The sequence below is a fragment of the Micromonospora sp. AMSO12t genome (assembly GCF_008806585.1).
Classification (GTDB): domain Bacteria; phylum Actinomycetota; class Actinomycetes; order Mycobacteriales; family Micromonosporaceae; genus Micromonospora; species Micromonospora reichwaldensis.
Window position 1 is genome coordinate 31,821 of record NZ_WAAS01000016.1, and the last position, 19,056, is coordinate 50,876.

Genomic DNA, 19,056 nt, shown 5'->3' on the forward strand with positions numbered 1-19,056 from the left:
GGGTGACCTCCTTGTCGGGCGCGCACCTGTTCCCATCCCCCTCGGCTCCGCTCGGCCATCGTGGTTCGCCACCGCTGCTGGACTACTACCTGCTCCACGCCGTGCCCGTGATCGGCGGTAATCCGGCGGAGCTCGAAGGCATACTCGCCGAGGAGTTCCTACTCGCCGAGGATCACTCTGCCGTGGGGCTCGTCAGCACCGGGTGGACCGTGTGGGACCGTCGGTGGTGTGACGCCTCGGTCACCAGTCAACGCATTCGCGCCGATGCCGGCCTGCGACGACGGGTCATGCCGGTCGACCGGGCCACCGCAGCCGCGATCTACCGGGAATCCTGCGGCGACGAACTGCCGTCCGAGGCCACCCTTCGCGCCCACTTCATCGACTGGCCAGCGGCCAGAATGCCAGGTGCGCTACGGCTGAGTACGCCCGAAGTCAGGCCTGGCTTTCACGAGACGCGCGTCTATCGCATCCTGTTCGCCAACGAATTGTCCCCGGACGGCCTGGCGGCCCTGTGCGCGTCCTGGCAGATGTCGGCGACGGGCGACGTCACCGATCCGGGCACCCGGGTCGTCGGAACCGCCGGACACCGCACTCGCGGCGACGTCTTCACCTGGGATCTGCGCCGCGTCGGCGCTGGCAGCGCCTGGTGCCTCGATGTGACCTGCGAGCTGGCCGGAAGCCGGGACGAGACGGTCGGGTTCCTGCTACGGGAGCTGACCACACATATGCGCGCGCAGGGACTGATACCGGTCACCATCGACCGTTTCTGCTGATCAACCGGTCGGGGGCGGCGCCGCGTCCGCGACCTTCTCACCGACCAGCGGCCGGATCGGATCGCTCACACGGGGCGAAGTTGAGCACGACGGTCACCTCCAATGGGGTGCCGGGACGACGCACGCGGCCTCTGGCACAGGACGTACGGCATGGTGTCCGAGGCGACGGCGATGGACACCCACGTCCGGCATCGTCGTTCAGTCGCTGACGTCACCGGGACCGGCCTCTCGGAACCCTGCTCGGCGGTGTCGTCAGCTGGCGCACTGAGTCTGGCCCGACCGGGCGATGACAGAGGGGAGTGCGACCGTCACAGCCGCAGCCTAAACTCGAGGTACGACGTCAGGTGGAGGGTCGTCCGTCGATGCGTATGTCTCGGGTGCAGTCTGTGGTGATGGCCGCAACCGTTCTGTCGGCCGTACTGCTGGGGCTTCTGATCCATCACCTCATCCGGGATCCCGCGACGCTGGCCGACCCGTCCGACGGATCGTCCAGCGCGCCCGCGGAGCCCTCGAAGCCACCCACCCTGGCCTATCTCGCCGCAGACGAGCTGGCCCTGCTTGTCGACGGTCGACTGGTAAGTCGGATCGAGGGCGACTTCTCCGGGTACCACACGGCACCGGGCTGGACCAGTAGCGGACGGTACGTCTTCGCAGTGACCGCCGCAGGCACGGACGAGGCGACGGTCGCGGTCATCGACCGCACGACCGCGACCAGCTTCTCCCTCCCCTGTGTCGGCTGCTCAAGCAGCATCTCCGTCGGTACGGACGAGGTCCTCGTCGTGGACGGAAAGCGGAGGATCCACCGGCTGGCGTTGACCCGGGGGCGGGACGGCACATCTGAACCGGTGGACGCCCCGGTGCGGTTCAGTCAGCAGCTCACCGCCCTGGCTGGCCTGCCGGAGGTGGCCCTCTTCGCTGGCGCCGATCTCGACAGCACGGCGGCCTACGGTGGACCGGAGCAGTTGCTGCTCGCCTCCTCGGACGGGCAGGTCAAGCGGATCGGCATGACGAAGGGAAACATCGCAGTCTCCCGGGGGACCGCCGCCGCCACGACCGCCTACGGCGGAGCCCGAATGGCCTTCGTCGAAGGCGGTCACTTCGACGCCTGCCGGGAGAACGCGACCGTCACCGTCCTGGATCCAGCCACCGGACGTAGGCAGGCGACCCCTGGCCTCGATGTGGCGGAGGGCCCCACCCCGTTCGGCGCGGATGGTCGGGGTTCCCGGGTGGTCGACCTCTGGTGGGAGGACGGCCTGCTGTACGCCACCACGATCGGTTGGTCCTGCGGGGAGGCATCCGCCTGGGCCTACGGCGCCCCGGTCCTGTGGCGTCTGGAGGCGAACAGCTCCTGGAGCCGGGTAAGGGGCCAACTGCCGACGCAGTCGGTACGCACCAGGTCCGGGCTGGTCTTCGCCAGCCTGGCGCCGTCGACCGACGGTCAGAGCGCCACCGCGTTGACCTGGTTCTCGGGGCCTGAGCAGCGGGTCGTTCACCCCGCGGTGACGGCGATCGCGACACCGCCTCAGTGACCGGACAGGAGGAACGACGGGTCACGCCACCCGTGCTCATGAGCGACGACGATGGTCAGGAGAAGGACATGGCACCAGAACCGCCGCTACCGGGAGCAGACAAGGACGGCGAGAAGACCACCGCTGCGCCGCCACCCGCGGCAGCGGAACCGGGGCCACCGGCTACGGAACCGGCGCCACCGAAAGGTCGTTCACTCCTCGCCCACGCCGGGGAGCAGATCGCGCCCGGCATGAAGGATCTTCCGCCGCCGGAGAAGCCGAAGTTTCTACTCATCATGATCGCGGTGGCCATCGTGTCCCTACTGGCGACTCTGGTCGTCACCCACTTCTTCAACCGGGAGACCGCGGATTCACGGGTCGGGACGGACCTGGACGCCGGCCAGCGGCACGACCAGGCCAAGACACCCTTCGTCGCTTCGGTGAAGTACGACCGCACCATCCCCGAGTTCTGGCGGATCGTCCTCGACCGGCCGTTGACCCAACCGGAGCAGGTGAAGCTGGAGTCGCTCGGATCCGACGTGGAGATCTGGCGCTTCCTCCGTACGTTGGGTGGACGTCTGCTTCCCTTTCCGTCGATGATCGGTGGCTTGCCGGGTGGCTTCACAGACCCGTCCACCAGTGACGCGGCGGTCTTCACCATGAACATCATCAGTGACCGGACGACCCAGCTCTCGATCATCGACATGCACGCGGTCAACGTCTCCTGCCAGCCGTCGACGGCCAAGGCGGTGATCGACGTCGCCCCGGAGGGCGGTGCCGCTTACGAAGGGATGCTCTTCGATCTGACCGAAGAGGATCCGATCCCGTACATCGCCGATGACGTCGAGGAGCAGGGACGGCCGTACTTCAGTCGCCGTAAGATCGACCTGGGTGGTGGCATGTCCCCCGGCGGGCTGCGTGTGGAGGCGGTCACCGGGGAAAAGTCCTGTAGTTGGGAGATCGAGGCCACTTACCACGATTCCACGCCGCAGGGTGGCGGAAAGCTGATTCTCCGCGACGGGGAGAAGCCGTTCGTCGTGGAGGCCCGGCCCCGGCACCCGGAGCAGTACTGGATCCGGAGTTCCGCCACCTTTCCGGTGTTGAATCCCCCGAACCTGGTCCCGTGCCACCGGATGCCCACGGCTGCGGCGTGTCAGGGCCGGTTCGACCCACCCTGACCGGACCCCTCGCCAACCCGAGCCGGGACAACGTGTCTGCTCACCTGCGGTACCCGGCACGACGACGAGCATCGTCGATGTTGCCGGAGCGGTCCGGGTCGTGTTGCAATGGCTCACATCGCCGCAGCGCGGGGGCAACCGCGCTGGGAACGGCAGCACGGGAGCAGCAGCACCGGTAGCGCGCCGGTCTCACCGGCCCTCGCGCGCCGCCTCGTCGGGCCGTCTCCACGTACGACGGGCACACCCCTGGGCAACCGTCCCCGCCGTACGTGTCCCACCACAGCCGACGCCGGAGATCCGACCGGCCGGAGGCATCCGGGCCGTCTGCCAGGGCACCGGAAACGGCGACCAGACAAGAGGTGAGCATGTTCTCCCGGCAGAGTTTCGCGGGATGGTACCGAAATCGATTCGTGTGGGTGGCAGCGATCCTGACCTTGACGGCCGGCGCGGTCGTACTGACCAACTCGGCCGGATCGGAAGCCGAGCCGACGGATCTGCGGACACGGATCATGGCCCGAATGCGGAGCACGCTCGAACAGGTGGACCCGGGGCAACACCACCACGCTGGACATGACGCACCGGCCGCCACCGAGGGCCGGGCGAAACCGGCGGTGATCTGCGGAGTCCGCGTCTACGGTCACGAGCCGGCGGAAGCCACCGCCCTCGCCGACGTGCGAACGGTCTACGGCTTCCGCCTCTGCGGGATCGCCGAGCAGAAGCGTCCGTGGGACTGGGCCGTCAAGCTCGTCGGTCCAGTGATCATGGACATGTCCATCGAGCCCCCCGGCATTCGGACGGTCGAGGCGAGCGCCGATGTCGCGTTCGTCGACCGGTTGCGCGAGATGTTCCCGCAGAAGTACGTGGAGCAGGCGCGCGAGGAGGCGCTGACCGGGCCGGAAATGGCAGACCTGCGTCGCCGGTATGACGCCGCGGCCGGGCTCTGACCGCGTCAGGAGGACCGGAACCGGCGGCCGGGCCCGGCGAGCGATCCCGGCCGGCGGGTGTCTGCGCACGGGCCGGGTAGAGCGACGGCATCGCGTGACCGGCGTCGCGCAGGCCGTCGGGCAGCTTGCGCAGGTCACCCATCGCCGGGCTGGTGTTCAGGTCCCCGGCGAGCAGCACCGGTTGGGGGTTGGACCCCACGTCACGGGCCAGCGCCCGCCACTGCGGTTCCCGCTGGGCGTGCTGCTCGCGCAGCACCCGGTAGAAGTCTCCGTCGAACGGGCCGTGCTCGGGCGAGAGCTGCACGGGCAGATGCAGGTTGTACGCCGACAGCACGCGGCCGCCGCCGAGGTCCAGGTCGGTGCGGAGGGTCTTGTAGCGCCACTGGTCGCCGGCTCCCGCCACCGCCGGCGGCAGGCCGGCCGGCTCCAGCGGCACCTGCCGCAGCACCGGCAGGCGGGAGACGGGTGACCAGCTCGCCGGCGACCACGACCTGGAAGCCGGGGAACTCGGCGCGCAGCCGGTCGAGCGTGGCCGGCGTCGGTCCGGCGCTCTTCTCGTACCAGTATTCCTGCAACAGGTAGACGTCGGCGTCCGCGTCGCGCAGCAACCCGTACAGCGCCTCGGTCTCGCCCCCAGTTACCTTTTTCGTGGCTCCGCAATGGGGCCTCCGGCCTTCGGGTCCGGCATGACTTCCCCTCCTTGTTGTTCATGATCCGGGGGGTGGTGTCACCGGGCCCGGAGGCATCGACTGGCCGGACGGATCGAGGAACTCCTGGACGCCCACCCTCTTTCCAAGGTCCTGACCTCGATGCCGGCGTCGGCGTCAGGACCGGCGCCCGCATCCTGATCGAGGTCGGCGACGGCAGCACCTTCCCGACCGCCGGCCACCTCGCCGCCTACGCGGGTCTCGCCCCGGCCACCCGGAACTCGGGCTCCTCCATCCGCGGCGAACAGCCCTCCAAGAGAGGAAACAAACAGCTCAAACGGGTTTTCTTCCCTTTCCGCGTTTGCGGCCCTGGGCGACCCGGCGTCCCAGGCCTACTACGATAAGAAGATCGCCCAGGGCAAGCACCACACCCAGGCCCTGCTCTGCCTCGCCCGGCGCCGGACCGACGTCCTCTTCGCCATGCTCCCCGACGGAACCTTCTACGAACCCCAACCCGTCAAAGCGACTTGAGACTTGCTTGCCCTCGACCCAAGCCCATGGTCAGCTTCGAGCATGAAGGACGAGACTTCCGAGCATCTGGCGCTCATCCGTCGCTGGCTCGCGGGCGAAGTCGTCAACGACACCGTCGGCATCAAGATCGTCGGCGGCCCGTTCAACGGGCAGACCAAAATCGTTGAGCTCGACCAGGCAGGACTGCCACCCGCAGGCTTCCGAGGCCGCCCAGGTCGAGCACCAGGACCCTGGAACCCTGCCGTCAAACACACATACCTGGCAGTCCGAGCCCCCGACACATCTGCAGGCTGGATCTACGAATACGCCGAGGCCGACACCACCGCAGAGACTTGCCCAAACCCATAGGGGCACCCCCCTCGTCCCAGTAATTCCAGACGAACACGCGCAGGGCGTCGGGCGGGGCCGGGCCGTCCCCGCCCTGCCACCGGCGGACGTTGACGCCGCTCTGCCCCGCGCCGAGCAGCAACGCGGCGGCGGCGAGCAGCGCCACCGTGCGGCGCCGCCGCCGGACCGCCGCCGCGCCGGCCCCCAGCGCCAGGGGCGCCAGGAGAAAGAAGAGCGGCGGCACGGCGTCCACCGCGAGCCAGAGCCACCAGCGCCCACTGAGCGCCAGGTGCGCGACGGTGAACGCGAGCCAGAGCGCGCCGGTGCCAGCCAGGACCGGCACCAGACCCAGTGGTGGTGCCAGGAGACCGGCGAACGAACACGCCCGTCGTCGCGCAGGCCAGCGGGCCGCGCAGCTCGTCTCCGGCGCGGGCGCAGCGGGCCGCGACGACGATCCCGGCCACCGCTGTCAGCGCCGCCACCGGCAGCCAGACGGCACGCACGTCGGCGAGGCGCGCCAGCGCGCCCGCCCGGTAGGCCGCGAGGTCGCCCCAGAACCGGCCGGTCGCCCGGTACACGACGACCGCGCTGGCGGCCACCAGCACCGGGAGCAGCAGCAGGGCGGTGGCCGGGAGCGCCGGGCCGGGGTGACGTCGCGGCCGAGGGCCGGGGTCTGGTGCCGACGAAAGGGTCGTCACCGATCCCCTTCAGGCGTCGGCGGGAGAACGGTAGCGATCGATCGCTGAACGCATCCTGTAACTGGTCAGGATTACCCACCGTCCACAGCGGCCGGATCGACACCGGCCGTCGCGCCGGACAGAGTCACATCGGAGACCCGGCTATCGCCTACCGCTGAGGGGCCGATAGCCGTCTCGCGACAGCGACGACTGCGGCTGGTCCTCAGGGGCAGTGCCGCCAGGCGGTGGTGAACAGGTCCGGTTCGCCGAAATTCCCCGACTTGAGCAACAGGGCGAGCGTGGGGCTGCCCTCGGCAACCATCCACGGCAGGCCCGGGCCGGCCGTCGGTCCCACTCGCAGTGTGCCGAGCTTGAGTGCCCGGACCACCGCTCCCGACGTCTCGCCGCCGGCCACCAGCAGGCATCGGACCCCGAGGGTGTCCACCGCGTGACGGGCAATCTGTGCGGTCGCCGCCTCCAGTAGTGCGGCGGCTCGTCCCGGGCCGAGCCGGGATTCGTACCGCGCGACGTGCTCTGGACCAGACGAGGAGGTGACCAGAACGGGTCCGCTCGTGTTCCGGTATGCCCCGGCCACCGCAGCGGCCACGGCGTCGACCGTCTCGGCGAAGCCGATGTCAAGGTCGACTGGGGACAGCGTCACCCGAGGCCCAGGGAACTCATTCACCTGTTCACGGGTCCGCTCAGAACAGCTGCCAGAGAGGATCAGCTGCCGGCCCTCCGGCACCACCGGTACAGTCCGCGCGGGGATGATGACGCCGCTCCGACAGGCTCCGGCCGTCGAAGTCCGCGTCGCTGTGCCGGATGTCCGTGCCAGCGCAGCCGCCAACCCAGCGGCACCGCCCGCCAGCACCCCGTTCGGCATTGCCAGCAGAGCGATGGCCAGCGTGTCCAGATCCCGGTCGGCGAGGGCGTCGACGATCACGTGTCGGGCGCCGTTACAGCGAGCGGCCTCAACCGCTGCGGTGACGGCGGCCGGGCCAGCGGCGACCGTAGTCTGGTCGACGAGCGCAACCTCACCCTCGGCCTGGCGGGAGAGCACCCGCACGAGGTCGGGGTCGCGCATCGGGGTGAGCGGGTGGTCCCGCAGCGGCGACTCGGAGAGCAGTCGCCGGCCGACGAAGAGGTGCCCCTGGTAGACCGTGCGGCCCACCCGAGGCGTGGCCGGCGTGCCCACCGCGACGGCGTCGCCGATGAGGTCGACCAGGGCGTCCGCCACCGGGCCGATGTTGCCCGCGTCGGTGGAGTCGAACGTCGAGCAGTACTTCTGGTAGAGGGTGGTGCAGCCGGCGTCGAGCAGCCACCGCGCCGCGGCGAGTGACTCCGCGACGGCCTGGTCACGCGGGGCGGTCCGGGACTTCAGCGCCACGACCACGCAGTCGCTGGCGGGCGGCGGCACCGTGGGGCGGCCCACCACCACGACCGCCGACCCACCCGCCTCGCTCACCGCGTCCGCGAGGTCGCAGGCCCCCGTGAAATCGTCGGCCACGGCACCGAGCCAGGGCCCGGTCACGGTCCGGCCACCCGGGTGGCGCTCGCCGCCGGCCGGGACGCCGGGACGGCCGTCCCGGCGTCCAGCGGCGCGACCACCACCTCCCGGCAGGTCGCCCGCAGCAGCGCGAGCTGGTCGGCATCCGTCCCCGCGTCGACGACGACCGTGTCGACCGCCGCCAGGTCCAGGAACCGCATCGGGGCGTGCGCCGCCAGCTTGCCGTGGTCGAGCAGCAGGACCACCCGGCGGGCGATGCGGGCCATCGCCCGCTTGATCTCGGCGTCCGCGGCGTTGGCGGAGTAGACCCCCGTCGGCCCGGCGGCCGTCGCGGAGAGCACGGCCACATCCACCGCCAGGTCCTCCAGGCCGGCACGCGTGATCGGCCCGGTGAAGGAGCGGGTCGCGCGGTGGTGGGCGCCGCCGAGGCAGATCAACTCGAGGTCCTCGCGCCCGGTGCACGCCAGGATCACCGGTATCGAGTGGGTGACGACGGTGAGGCCGCCGGGCAGCCGGGCGGCGAGGGCCGCGACCGTGGTGCCGGCGTCGAGGGCCACCACCGCGCCCGCCGGCACGAGCGGCACGGCGGCCCGGCCGACCGCTTCCTTCTCCGCCGTCGCGGCATCCCTGCGTTGCTCGAACGGGACGCCGTACGCCGGCACGGGGGCGCTCGCGCCACCGGCGACCCGGTTCACCAGTCCCTGGGCGGCCAGCTGCCGCAGGTCACGGCGGATGGTCATCTCCGACACGCCCAGCTCGGCCGCGGCGTCGGTCGAGGAGACGTAGCCGGCCTCGGCCGCCCGGCGCAGGAGTTCGCGGCGCCGCTCGGGAGCCTGCGTGTAGCGCACCGGTCCATCCAAGTGCGACCACCCCCGTTTGTCAATTGCCGAACATCGACCTTGACCCGTTCGTTCGAAACCGAACAGAATGGCCCCGTGAATGGCGCCACGCGTCCCACCGACGCGGTCGAGGCCGACCCGCCGGAGGCGCCGCGTGGCGGCCCCTCGGACGGGGCCTGCCTGAGCGTGGGCATCGACGTGGGAACCACCAACACCAAGGTGGCCCTCGTGGCGATCGACGGTTCCGCGGTCCGGGTACGCGCCGTCGCCACCGCCCCCACTCCCCCGCCCGACTCCGTGCGGCGCGTGCTGGTCGGCCTGCTCCGCCAGGTGCTGCACTGGTCGCCGGCGCCGGACGCCGTGGGCATCGCCTCGATGGCCGAGACCGGCGTGCCGCTCGACGCGACCGGAACGCCACTCGGTGCCTGGCTGCGCTGGGACGGCCACCGGGCCGGGGCCGAGGCCGCCGAGCTGTCCCGCCGCCTCGGCTGGGCGCACCTCGTCGCGGCGACGGGGGTACGACCCAGCGCCAAGGTCCCGCTGGCCACCTGGGCGTGGCTGCGGGCCAACCGGCCGGACACGTGGCGGGCCATGGCGTCCTGGGCGGGCGCGGCGGACCTCGTCTGCCTGCTGCTCACCGGCCGTCTGACGACCGACCACACGCTGGCCGGGCGGACCATGGCGTACCGGTTGCCCCGCCCCGGCCAGCCGGTGCCGGAGGCCTTCGACACCGACCTGCTGGCCGAGGTGGGCCTGCGACCGGAGCAGCTGCCGACCGTCGTGCCACCGGGCACGTCCGCCGCCACCGTCCGGGACCCGGCCTTCGTGGACGCCGGGCTGCGGGCCGGGACACCGGTGGTGGTGGCGGGCCACGACCACGCCGTCGGCGCGTACGCCTGCGGGGTGCGGGAGCCGGGCGACGTCGCGAACTCGCTCGGTACGGCCGAGGCGGTGCTCTCCGTCGTCGCCGGCTGTCCCGACCCGGTGGCCGTGGCCCGGGCCGGCATGAGCACGGTCGTCCCGGTGGCCGGCCGGCACCGGGCGATCCTCGCCGGCTCGTCGAGCGCCGGAGCCACCATCGCCTGGTGGCTGGCCCACGAGTCCGGCGGCGTCCCGGCTGCCGAGCTGTCCGCCCAGGTGCTCGGCCGCGGCGACCGGCCCACCGACGTGATCGTCCTGCCGTACCTGTCCGGGCGGCAGGCCCCGGCGCCCGACCCGCGGGTCCGGCTGCGGATCCTCGGGCGGCGCCCCACGCACACACCGGCCGAGCTGGCCCGCGCGATGTTCGAAGGACTGTGCCTGCAGACCCGGTGGATGCTGCACGAGCAGGCCCGGCTCGCCGGCGGGCCCGCCGATGCGGCGGTGACCCTGTTGGGTGGGGCCGGCGCGGCCAGCCCCGCCTGGGTCCGGGTCAAGGCCCACGTCCTCCCCGCCGAGCTGCGGGTGGTGCCGGCGGCGCAGCCGGTGGCCGCGGGCGCGGCGATCGTCGCCGCCGTCCGGGCGCACCGGACCGGGCCGGGGGCCCCCGCGCTGGCCTGGCAGCCAGGACCGACGGTCGCGGGGGCCGGCCGGGACTACGACGAGCCGTTCGCCAGGTTCGTGACGGCCGCGACCGATGCCGAGGCGGCTGACGACGATTCGCGAGGAGAAGAGGTCAGATGACGGGATCGGGAAGCGCGGAGCCCACCCTGGACGCCATTGCGCGGCCGGCGGGCGGGTTCGCGATGGTGGCGATGGACCAGCGGGAGAGCCTGCGCACGATGTTCGCCGAGGCGGGCGCCGGCCGGCCGGACCACGACGGGATGGTCGCCTTCAAGACCGCGGTGGCCCGCGCGCTCGGCCCGCTGGCCTCCGGCTTCCTCATCGACCGGACGACCGGCCTCGATCAGATCCGCCGCGACGGGCTGCTGCCCGCCGGGTGCGGGCTGATCCTCGCCGCCGACGCCCTCGACCAGGAGCCCGGCCAACCGGTCGAGGACACCCGGCTCGACGAGGTGGTCGCCGCGCCGGAGTTCGACCTCACCGGCGTACGGGCGATCAAGCTGTTGCTGCTCTGGCGCCGCGACGCGCACCGCGAGCGACGCGTCGAACTGGCCCGGCGGTTCATCGGCCTGGCGGCGGAGCGCGACGTGCTCTCGGTGCTGGAGCCGGTGGTCCGGGCCACCCCCGAGGAACTGTCCGCCGGCCGGTGGGACCAGGACGCGGCGATCCTCGAGGCGGCCCGGGAACTCTCCCCGCTGCGTCCCAGCCTCTACAAGGCGCAGGTGCCGCGGCAGGGCCGGGGCACGACGGACGAGCTCCGGCGGGCGTGCGAGGACCTCGGCTCCGCCGTCACCGGCCCCTGGGTGGTGCTGTCGCAGGGCGTTCACCGCGACGACTTCCTCGACGCGGTAAGGGCCGCCTGCCAGGGCGGTGCCAGCGGCTTCCTCGCCGGCCGTGCGCTGTGGAGCGACGTGGTGGGCCGCCCCGACGTGGACCGGGCACTGGCCGAGATCTCCGTGCCCCGCCTCGAACGGCTCGTCGAGGTGGTCGACCGGGAGGCGACGCCGTGGCGGAAGGCATGACCGCCGACCCGGGCACGGTCGGCCTGTTGCACACCGTTCCCGCGCTGGCCGCGACGTTCGACGACCTGCTGCGCGCCTCGATCGCGACGCCCCGCCGGATCCACGTCGCCGACGCCTGGCTGCTGGACACCGCACGCCGCGAGGGCGTCACGCCGGCCGTCCGGGACACCGTGCTCGCGCACCTGCGCCACCTGGAGTCGGTCGGGGTCGACGCCGTCCTGGTCACCTGCTCCTCCATCGGCGAGGCGGCGGAGGCGGCGGCCGGGCGGGTGCGCGTTCCGGTCGTACGGGTGGACGCGGCGATGGCCGACGAGGCGGTCGCCGTCGCCGCCGCCCCCGGGGCACGGGGACGCATCCGCGTGCTCGCCACCCTCCCGTCCACGCTCGGGCCGACCGGACGGCTCGTCGAGCGGGCGGCCCGCGGCGCCGGCCGGCCCGTGGAGGTGACCGCGGAGTTGGTGGCGGACGCCGCCGAGGCGCAGGACCGCGGCGACCGGGAACGCGTGGACAGCCTCGTCGCGGCGGCCGTCGTCCACGCCGCGGCAGGCGCGGACGTGGTCGTGCTGGCCCAGGCATCCATGGCCCGCGCCGCCGCGCTGGCCGACGTCGCGGTACCGGTGCTCAGCTCGCCGCACGGCGGCGTGGCCGCGCTGTTGTGTGTCCTGTCCGACCGGCCGGCCTGATCCGGCAGCACCTTCGAGGAAGTGACCGATGACGACACACCGCTTCCCGCCCGGCTTCCTCTGGGGCGCGGCGACCTCCGCGTACCAGATCGAGGGCAGCCTCGACGCCGACGGGCGGGGGCCCTCGGTGTGGGACACCTTCGCCGCGCGCCCGGGCACCATCGAGGGCGGCGGCGACGGCTCGCGGGCCTGCGACTCGTACCGGCGGTGGGACCGCGACGTGGAGCTGGTCGCCGGGCTCGGCCTGGGCGCGTACCGGTTCTCGGTCTCCTGGTCCCGGATCCTGCCGCAGGGTCGCGGCCGGGTCGAGCCACGCGGCCTGGACCACTACGAGCGGTTCGTCGACGCGCTGCTCGCCCGCGACGTGACGCCGGTCCTCACGCTCAACCACTGGGACATGCCGGAGGCGCTGCTGGCCGACGGCGGCTGGGTGGGCCGCTCCAGTGTGGACGCGTTCACCGAGTTCGCGGCGGCGGCGGCCGACCGGCTCGGCGACCGGGTGCACTGGTGGATCACTCAGAACGAGCCGTGGATCATCGCGCTGCTGGGCTACCAGCTCGGCCTGCACGCCCCCGGCGTCCGGGACCTGCGCGCGTCGGTCGCGGCCGGTCACCACGTCCTGCTCGGGCACGGCGCGGGCGCCGACGTGATCCACGCCCGCGCGCCACAGGCGCGGGTCGGCTGCGCGCTGAGTCTGTTCCCGTGCGACCCGGCCAGCGACGACCCGGCCGACCTCGCCGCCGCCCGGGGCTCGGACGGCTACGTGAACCGGTGGTACCTCGACCCGCTGCTCGGCGACGGCTACCCGGCGGACATGTGGGCGCACTACGAACGGGCCCTGGGCGGCGGCCTCGACGACATCATCCGGCCCGGCGACGCCGAGCTGATCGGTGGCCGCAGCGACTTCCTGGGCGTCAACTACTACACCCGCCGGGTCATGGCCGCGGCGCAGCCGGGCCCCGGGCGTCCCTTCCCGTGGCGGGTGGTGGGGCCCTCCGGTGACGTGACCCGCACCGACGAGGGTTGGGAGGTGGCCCCGGACAGCCTGCGCGACCTGCTGATCCGGTTGCACCACGACCACCCCGGGGTCCCGCTGATGATCACAGAGAACGGAGCGGTGTACGGCGACACCCCCACCCACGACGGGCTGGTGCACGACCAGCGGCGCATCGACTTCCTGCTCGGCCACCTGCGGGCGGTGCACCAGGCCGTCGACGCGGGCGCGGACGTGGTGGGCTACCTGCACTGGTCGCTGCTGGACAACTTCGAGTGGGCGCTGGGCTACCGCCCCCGGTTCGGCCTGGTGCACGTGGACTACCCCTCCGGCCGGCTGACCGTGAAGGACTCCGGCAGGGTGTACGCCCGCATCGCCGCCACCGGCCAGCTTCCCGACACCCGCCCCACCGTGCCGCCGTTCGGCTGACATCGAAGGAGAACTCCCATCAAGCTCACCTCTGGGCCCGGCACCCACACCGTCACGGCTGCCGGCTACGTGTTGCAGGTACGCGCGCCGCAGCGGCTCGCCGTCCTGGCCGACGCGGACGGCCGGATCTGGTCCCGGCTGAGCCTGCTGGCCTCGGTGGACCGGGTCGACCTGGCGGACGAGTCGTACGACTTCGACGAGCCGGTGGTGTCCGCCGAGCGGTACGACGGCGAGGACGTCGTCGAGGTGGAACTGGCCTGCCGGAGCACCGCGTGGACGGCCAAGTCGGTCCGGCTCCGCTGCTTCGCCGACCGGATCGAGGCGTCGGTCGGCGTCACCGGCTCCGGCACGCTCGGCGACGTCCGGTTGCTGGGCGGCCGGGCGGTCCTGCCGAGCGGGGCGTGCGGCACCTTCCGTTCCTCGACCGACTTCGCCTCGGTGTTCAACCCCACCCCCACCGAGCCGGTCCAGGTGGTGCGGCCGGCCTCCACCGCCGCCGCCCTCGGGGTCGTCGGCGACGCCTCGGCCGGACGGCTGCACGCCGTCTTCTCCCCGCCGCCGCTGTTGCTGGCGTTCGGGCGGGAGACCGCCCGGCACGCCACCCACGTCCCCGACGGTGGCTGGCTCACCGCGGGAGTGCTGGGCCACGTCGCCGACCTGCGCTTCACCGAGTTGCGGTACGTCCCGCTGGACGGCGGCTTCCTGCTGGAGCTCGACTACGACGGGCACACGCGCGTCGACGGGTCGTTCGAGAGCCCCACCGTCGTGCTCCGGCCGGCGGCCGACCCGTGGCAGGGCCTCGCGACGTACCGGGCGGACCTGGTGGAGCGCGGCTTCGCGCCCGCCGCCGCGGCCACGCCCCGCGCCGGCTGGTGGACCGAGCCGATCTTCTGCGGCTGGGGCGCGCAGTGCGCCGCCGCGCCCATCCCGGGCCAGCCCATGTCGTACCCGTACCACCTGTCGGAGCTCGGGCCGGCGCTGGTGCCCGACGGCCTGCCGGTCGCCTTCGACCTGGCCCGCCAGGACCGCTACGACGGCTGGCTCGGCCGGCTCGCGGAACACGGCGTCGTCCCGGGCACGGTGGTGATCGACGACCGCTGGCAGCTGGCGTACGGCACCGCCGAGCCGGACCCGGCCCGCTGGCCCGACCTGCGGTCCTGGATCGACCAGCGGCACGCCGCCGGCCAGCGGGTGCTGCTCTGGTGGAAGGCGTGGGACCCGACCGGCCTGCCGGCGGCGGAGTGCGTGACCGACCCGGGCGGCCGGCCGGTCGCCGTCGACCCCGGCAGCCCCGCGTACCTCGACCGGCTGGCCCGGATCGTGACCGGGCTGCTCGGTCCGGACGGCCTGGACGCGGACGGCTTCAAGATCGACTTCACCCAGCGCGCGCCGACCGGTCGGGGGCTGCGGCGACCGGGAGCCCCGGCCGACGCCCCGTGGGGGATCGCCGCGCTGCACCGGATGCTGGAGACGCTGTACCGGGCAGCGAAGGCGGTCAAGCCGGACGCTCTCGTCGTCACCCACACGCCGCATCCCGGCTTCGGCGACGTCTGCGACATGATCCGGCTCAACGACATCCTCGAACGCGATCCGGACGGCGGGGTCGTCCCGGCCGTCGACCAGCTCGCCTTCCGGCACGCCGTGGTCGCGGCGACGATGCCCGACCATCTCGTCGACACCGACCAGTGGCCGATCGCGGACCGGGCGGAGTGGCGCGCGTACGTCGAGGCGCAGCGCCGGCTCGGCGTGCCGGCGCTCTACTACGCCGAACGCGTCGACCGCTCCGCCGAGGAGCTGACCGGGGACGACCTCGCCCTGGTGGCCCGCACCTGGCGGGACTACCGGGCCGGGCGACAGACGACCGGCGAGGCTCCGGCGGCGACCGCGCGCCGACCGCTGGAGGTCGGATGAGCACGCCGGCCGAGGTGGTCGTGTACGCCGCCACCTCGGCCGGCGTGTGCGCGGCCGTCGCGGCCGCGGACGCGGGCGCCGACGTCCTGCTCCTCGAACCGGGCCGACACGTCGGCGGGATGACCTCCGGCGGACTCGGCTACACGGACGTCGGTGACGTGCGGGTGCTGGGCGGCCCGGCCGCCCGGTTCCGGCGGGAGGTCGCGGAGCACTACGGCGTGTCGGTGGGCCACTACGCGGGCCCCGAGCCGCGGGTCGCCGAGGCGATCTTCCAGCGCTGGCTCGACCACCCGAGGATCCGGCTGGTCACCGACAGCGCGGTGCGCTCGGCGCGGCTGCGGGACGGTCGGATCGTCGAGGTGGCCACCGGCGACGGCCGCACGTTCGCGGGCGGAGTCTTCGTCGACGCGAGCTACGAGGGAGACCTCCTCGCGCTCGCCGGGGTCCCGTACGCCGTGGGCCGGGAGGACCGCGCGTCGTACGGGGAGCGCTGGGCGGGACGCCAGGAACTGCTGCCCGGCCGGCACACCATGCCCCCGTTCATCTCCCCCTTCTCCGACGATCCGGCGGGCCACCGCGAGGGCCCCGTGCTGCCACAGCTGCGTACCGGCCCGCTGGTCCCGGTCGGCACGGGCGACGGCGGCGTCATGGCGTACGGCTACCGGGTCTGCCTCACCACCGACGCCGACCGGATCCCGTTCTCCCGCCGCGACGGCTACGACGAGGCCCACTGGGAACTCGGCCGCCGCCTGTTCCACCACTGGCGCCGACAGGGCTTCGAGCCGACGGCCGGGGCACTGCTCGGGCTGGAGGCCAACCTGCCCAACGGCAAGTGCGACGGCAACTCGCTCGGCCCGTTCTCGCTCAACGTCCTCGACGGCTCGGCCTGGGAGTATCCCGACGCCGACCCCGTGCGCCGGGAGGAACTGCGGCTGCGCCACCTGCACCACGCCCAGGACCTGCTCTGGTTCCTGGCCAACGACCCGGCCGTTCCGGCGAACGTACGGCGGGAGCTGCGGCGCTGGGGCCTGCCGGCCGACGAGTTCCCCGACACCGGGCACCTGCCGCACCAGCTCTACGTCCGCGAGGCGCGCCGGATGCTCGGCGAGTACGTCCTCACCGAGCACGACCTGCTCGGCGCCCGGCCGCAGCACGACGTCGTCGCCCTGGGCTCGTACCACCTGGACGTCCGGGAGGTGCAGCGGACCTGGCGGTGGGTGCCCGAGCATCCCCGGCCGGTGGCCATGGTGTTCACCGAGGGCTACCTGTCGGTGCCCACGCCGCCGTACCCGATCCCGTACCGCGCGCTGGTGCCCCGCTACGCCGACTGCCTGAACCTCATCGTCCCGGTCTGCGTCTCCGCCTCGCACGTGGCGTTCTCGTCGATCCGGATGGAGGTGCAGTACCAGATGCTGGGGCACGTCGCCGGGTTGGCCGCCACGCTGGCGCTGCGCGACGGCCGTCCCGTGCAGTCGGTGGACACCCCGCTGCTACAGCGACACCTCCGGGACGCGGGGCAGATCCTCGGGCTGTGACGTCCCGCGCTGCCGGTGGGCAGCCGGCCCCGGCCGCTCCCCCGCGGCGGACGCGGAACGGCCCGGGGCCGCGCAGGCATCCAGCGCGGCCACGACCAGCGCCCGCCCCTCGGCGGTCATCAGCCACGGCGCCAGGCCGTCCGCGCCCAGGAACACGCCGACCCGCGGCGCGGGTGCGACGGTCCCGTCCGCCAGCCGGGCGCCCCGCGGGTAGCGGAACAGGGCCGGGCGGTTCTCGTCCACGACCAGCGCCACGATCTGCGCGTCCGGCCCGACCTCGGCGACCGTCAGCTTGGCCGGTCCCCGGTAGACCGTGACCACGTCGTCGAGCCCGGCGGCGGCGGGGTCGGCCGGGTCCACGATCCGCACCCGGTCGCGGGCGAGCAGCACCTCGCTGTGCCGGGCGAGCCCGAGCGGGACGAGGCCGTGCCAGGCCAGCAGCGGTGCGCCGGCGTGGGCGACCGCCTCGATCGCCGGTCCGTCGGCGCCCCGGGTGACGACGACGAGCGACGCCGCCGCGACCTCGTCGGGGTCCGGCGCGTGCTGCCGGCACACCGCGTACCCCCGCTCGCCGAGCAGCGCGGCGACGGCCTCGTCCCCGGCGGTGCGGCGCTCGCCGGTGACCAGCAGTGCCACCGGCCGACCGTCGGCGCGAGCGGGGCGGCCGGCCGCGTCCCGCTCCGCCTGTCCTGCCGGCCCCGGGTCCGCCTGAACGGTGCGGTCCAACACCTCCCGCACGAACGGCGGGACGACCGCGCGCAGGACGTCGGCGTAGTGGCTCTCGGCCCGCGCGAGGGCCCGCCGGGTGTCATCGACGGCGGTGGCGGTCGCGGTGTCCAGCAGGCGGACGGCCGCCAGTCCCGCCGCCGCCATGTCGGCGCCCGCGACGAGCCACGGGCGCAGGGCCGCCACCAGGAGCTCCGGCTCGGCCGCCGCGCGGCACGCCCGGGCCAGCCCGGTGAGGCGCCCGGTCAGCACCCCGGCGGCGCCCGGCCGCCCGGCGAGGGTGTCGGCCACCGCGCGGACCAGTTCGGCGTCCGGTTCGGCGCTCGGCGGCCAGGAGCCGCACACCCCGACCAGCGGCGCCAGGTGCTCCGCCCCGGCCCCGGCCACCGCGTCCAGCGCCCGCCGGCCGGACGCCGCCGGGTCGTAACGATCCGGCTCGCGGGCCCAGTCGGCCACCGACATCAACGGGATCCGGGACGGCACGGCCTGGATCATCGGATTGGCGAGCACCCCGACCAGCGGCGAGCCGGCCAGCTCGGTGGTGCGCCCGGTGAGCGGACCGAGGAAGAGCCGGCTCGGCTCGAAGTCGTTGACCGGGAAGTTGTCCCACAGCATCAGGCGGCGCTGGTAGCTGGCGGAGGCCTTGTCGATGTCCGACCGGCTCACCTCGCCCACCACGATGTCGTGCCCGGTCCAGGCCACCACGACGTCCGGCGGGGCGGTCGCGGCGAACCGCCGGCGGTAGGCGGTCTCCTCGACCCCGGCGTAGTCCGTGGGGCAGACCAGCAGCGGTTCCCGGATGCCACGGGGCGCGAGGAACTCCGCCACGAACCGGGTGCACGTCTCGCCGTGCGCGGCGCCGGCCGCCCCGGCGCCGGGCCACCGGTCGACCTCCTCGGGCCGGGTCAGTTCGGCCGGTACGTCGTCGAAGAACAGGGCGAACGAGTCCACCCCGGCGTCGTGCAACTGGGCGGCCTTCGCGGCGAGCGCCTGGTAGTCCACCTCCTCGGCGAAGCGCATCGACAGGCCGGGGCTGATCGCGTACGTGAAGCGGACGCCCAGCGTTCGGGCGGTCTCCGCCAGCTCGGCGAGCCGGGCGAGGTCGGGTGCCGGGTAGCGGTGCCGCCAGCGGGCCCGGTGGTAGGGGTCGTTCTTCGGGGCGTAGACGTACGCGTTCAGGCCGACGCGGGCGGAGAACTCCAGGTGCGCCATGCGCTCGGCGTGCGACCAGGGCGGGCCGTAGAAGCCCTCGACGGTGCCGCGGGTGGACAGGGCGGGGGGTG

General features: G+C 73.4%; 15 protein-coding genes and 1 pseudogene. 12 read left to right on the forward strand and 4 right to left on the reverse strand.

What is annotated here, in order from left to right; all coding sequences use genetic code 11:
- The first annotated feature begins 2 nt into the window (after positions 1 to 2).
- The 6 genes and pseudogenes from F6X68_RS04295 to F6X68_RS04320 all read left to right on the forward strand — a co-directional run.
- Positions 3 to 773: a hypothetical protein gene (locus F6X68_RS04295; RefSeq protein WP_225851966.1), complete on the forward strand. Its 771-nt coding sequence runs from the start codon at positions 3 to 5 to the stop codon at positions 771 to 773.
- A gap of 392 nt (positions 774 to 1,165) precedes the next feature.
- The gene (locus tag F6X68_RS04300; protein WP_151453026.1) at positions 1,166 to 2,302 is read left to right on the forward strand and encodes a hypothetical protein; all 1,137 of its coding nucleotides are present in this window, start codon (positions 1,166 to 1,168) and stop codon (positions 2,300 to 2,302) included.
- Positions 2,299 to 3,459 (forward strand): hypothetical protein, encoded by a 1,161-nt coding sequence (locus F6X68_RS04305; protein WP_151453027.1) that lies wholly within the window; start codon positions 2,299 to 2,301, stop codon positions 3,457 to 3,459. Before F6X68_RS04300 ends, F6X68_RS04305 begins: the two co-directional genes overlap by 4 nt.
- Before the next feature lie 365 nt (positions 3,460 to 3,824).
- Positions 3,825 to 4,403 carry a hypothetical protein gene (locus tag F6X68_RS04310; protein ID WP_151453039.1) on the forward strand — a complete coding sequence of 193 codons (579 nt, stop codon included), beginning with the start codon at positions 3,825 to 3,827 and terminating at the stop codon, positions 4,401 to 4,403.
- A gap of 181 nt (positions 4,404 to 4,584) precedes the next feature.
- Entirely contained in the window at positions 4,585 to 4,872 is a 288-nt protein-coding gene (locus tag F6X68_RS04315) for a hypothetical protein (protein WP_151453028.1), read from the forward strand.
- A 292-nt stretch (positions 4,873 to 5,164) separates the two neighbouring features.
- Positions 5,165 to 5,581: pseudogene (locus tag F6X68_RS04320) on the forward strand (transposase); the annotation flags it as partial.
- 244 nt (positions 5,582 to 5,825) lie between these two features.
- Here the strand turns inward: F6X68_RS04320 and F6X68_RS04325 are convergent.
- The 3 genes from F6X68_RS04325 to F6X68_RS04335 form a co-directional block, all read right to left on the reverse strand.
- Positions 5,826 to 6,251: a hypothetical protein gene (locus tag F6X68_RS04325; protein WP_151453029.1), complete on the reverse strand. Its 426-nt coding sequence runs from the start codon at positions 6,249 to 6,251 to the stop codon at positions 5,826 to 5,828.
- A 557-nt stretch (positions 6,252 to 6,808) separates the two neighbouring features.
- Positions 6,809 to 8,116: a 3-oxo-tetronate kinase gene (gene otnK / locus F6X68_RS04330; RefSeq protein ID WP_151453030.1), complete on the reverse strand. Its 1,308-nt coding sequence runs from the start codon at positions 8,114 to 8,116 to the stop codon at positions 6,809 to 6,811.
- Positions 8,113 to 8,940 carry a DeoR/GlpR family DNA-binding transcription regulator gene (locus F6X68_RS04335; protein WP_192581272.1) on the reverse strand — a complete coding sequence of 276 codons (828 nt, stop codon included), beginning with the start codon at positions 8,938 to 8,940 and terminating at the stop codon, positions 8,113 to 8,115. Before F6X68_RS04335 ends, otnK begins: the two co-directional genes overlap by 4 nt.
- Before the next feature lie 87 nt (positions 8,941 to 9,027).
- On the opposite strand from F6X68_RS04335, the gene F6X68_RS04340 reads away from it, so the two are divergent.
- The 6 genes from F6X68_RS04340 to F6X68_RS04365 all read left to right on the forward strand — a co-directional run bounded on the left by F6X68_RS04340 (position 9,028) and on the right by F6X68_RS04365 (position 17,047).
- Complete coding sequence (locus F6X68_RS04340) at positions 9,028 to 10,593, forward strand: L-fuculokinase (RefSeq protein ID WP_192581273.1); 1,566 nt, start codon at positions 9,028 to 9,030, stop codon at positions 10,591 to 10,593.
- Positions 10,590 to 11,495 carry a hypothetical protein gene (locus F6X68_RS04345; RefSeq protein ID WP_151453032.1) on the forward strand — a complete coding sequence of 302 codons (906 nt, stop codon included), beginning with the start codon at positions 10,590 to 10,592 and terminating at the stop codon, positions 11,493 to 11,495. Before F6X68_RS04340 ends, F6X68_RS04345 begins: the two co-directional genes overlap by 4 nt.
- The gene (locus F6X68_RS04350; RefSeq protein WP_151453033.1) at positions 11,480 to 12,178 is read left to right on the forward strand and encodes an aspartate/glutamate racemase family protein; all 699 of its coding nucleotides are present in this window, start codon (positions 11,480 to 11,482) and stop codon (positions 12,176 to 12,178) included. Before F6X68_RS04345 ends, F6X68_RS04350 begins: the two co-directional genes overlap by 16 nt.
- 28 nt (positions 12,179 to 12,206) lie before the next feature.
- A complete protein-coding gene (locus F6X68_RS04355) occupies positions 12,207 to 13,601 on the forward strand; it encodes a GH1 family beta-glucosidase (RefSeq protein WP_151453034.1) in 1,395 nt (464 codons plus the stop codon).
- A 69-nt stretch (positions 13,602 to 13,670) separates the two neighbouring features.
- The gene (locus F6X68_RS04360) at positions 13,671 to 15,512 is read left to right on the forward strand and encodes a hypothetical protein (RefSeq protein WP_151453035.1); all 1,842 of its coding nucleotides are present in this window, start codon (positions 13,671 to 13,673) and stop codon (positions 15,510 to 15,512) included.
- Complete coding sequence (locus F6X68_RS04365; protein WP_151453036.1) at positions 15,509 to 17,047, forward strand: FAD-dependent oxidoreductase; 1,539 nt, start codon at positions 15,509 to 15,511, stop codon at positions 17,045 to 17,047. The genes F6X68_RS04360 and F6X68_RS04365 overlap by 4 nt, the downstream gene beginning before the upstream one ends.
- Here F6X68_RS04365 and F6X68_RS04370 read toward each other — a convergent pair.
- Positions 17,003 to 19,056: protein O-GlcNAcase (locus F6X68_RS04370; RefSeq protein WP_151453037.1), on the reverse strand; the 2,054-nt coding region annotated here is incomplete at its 5' end. The two genes, F6X68_RS04365 and F6X68_RS04370, sit on opposite strands and share 45 nt — an antisense overlap.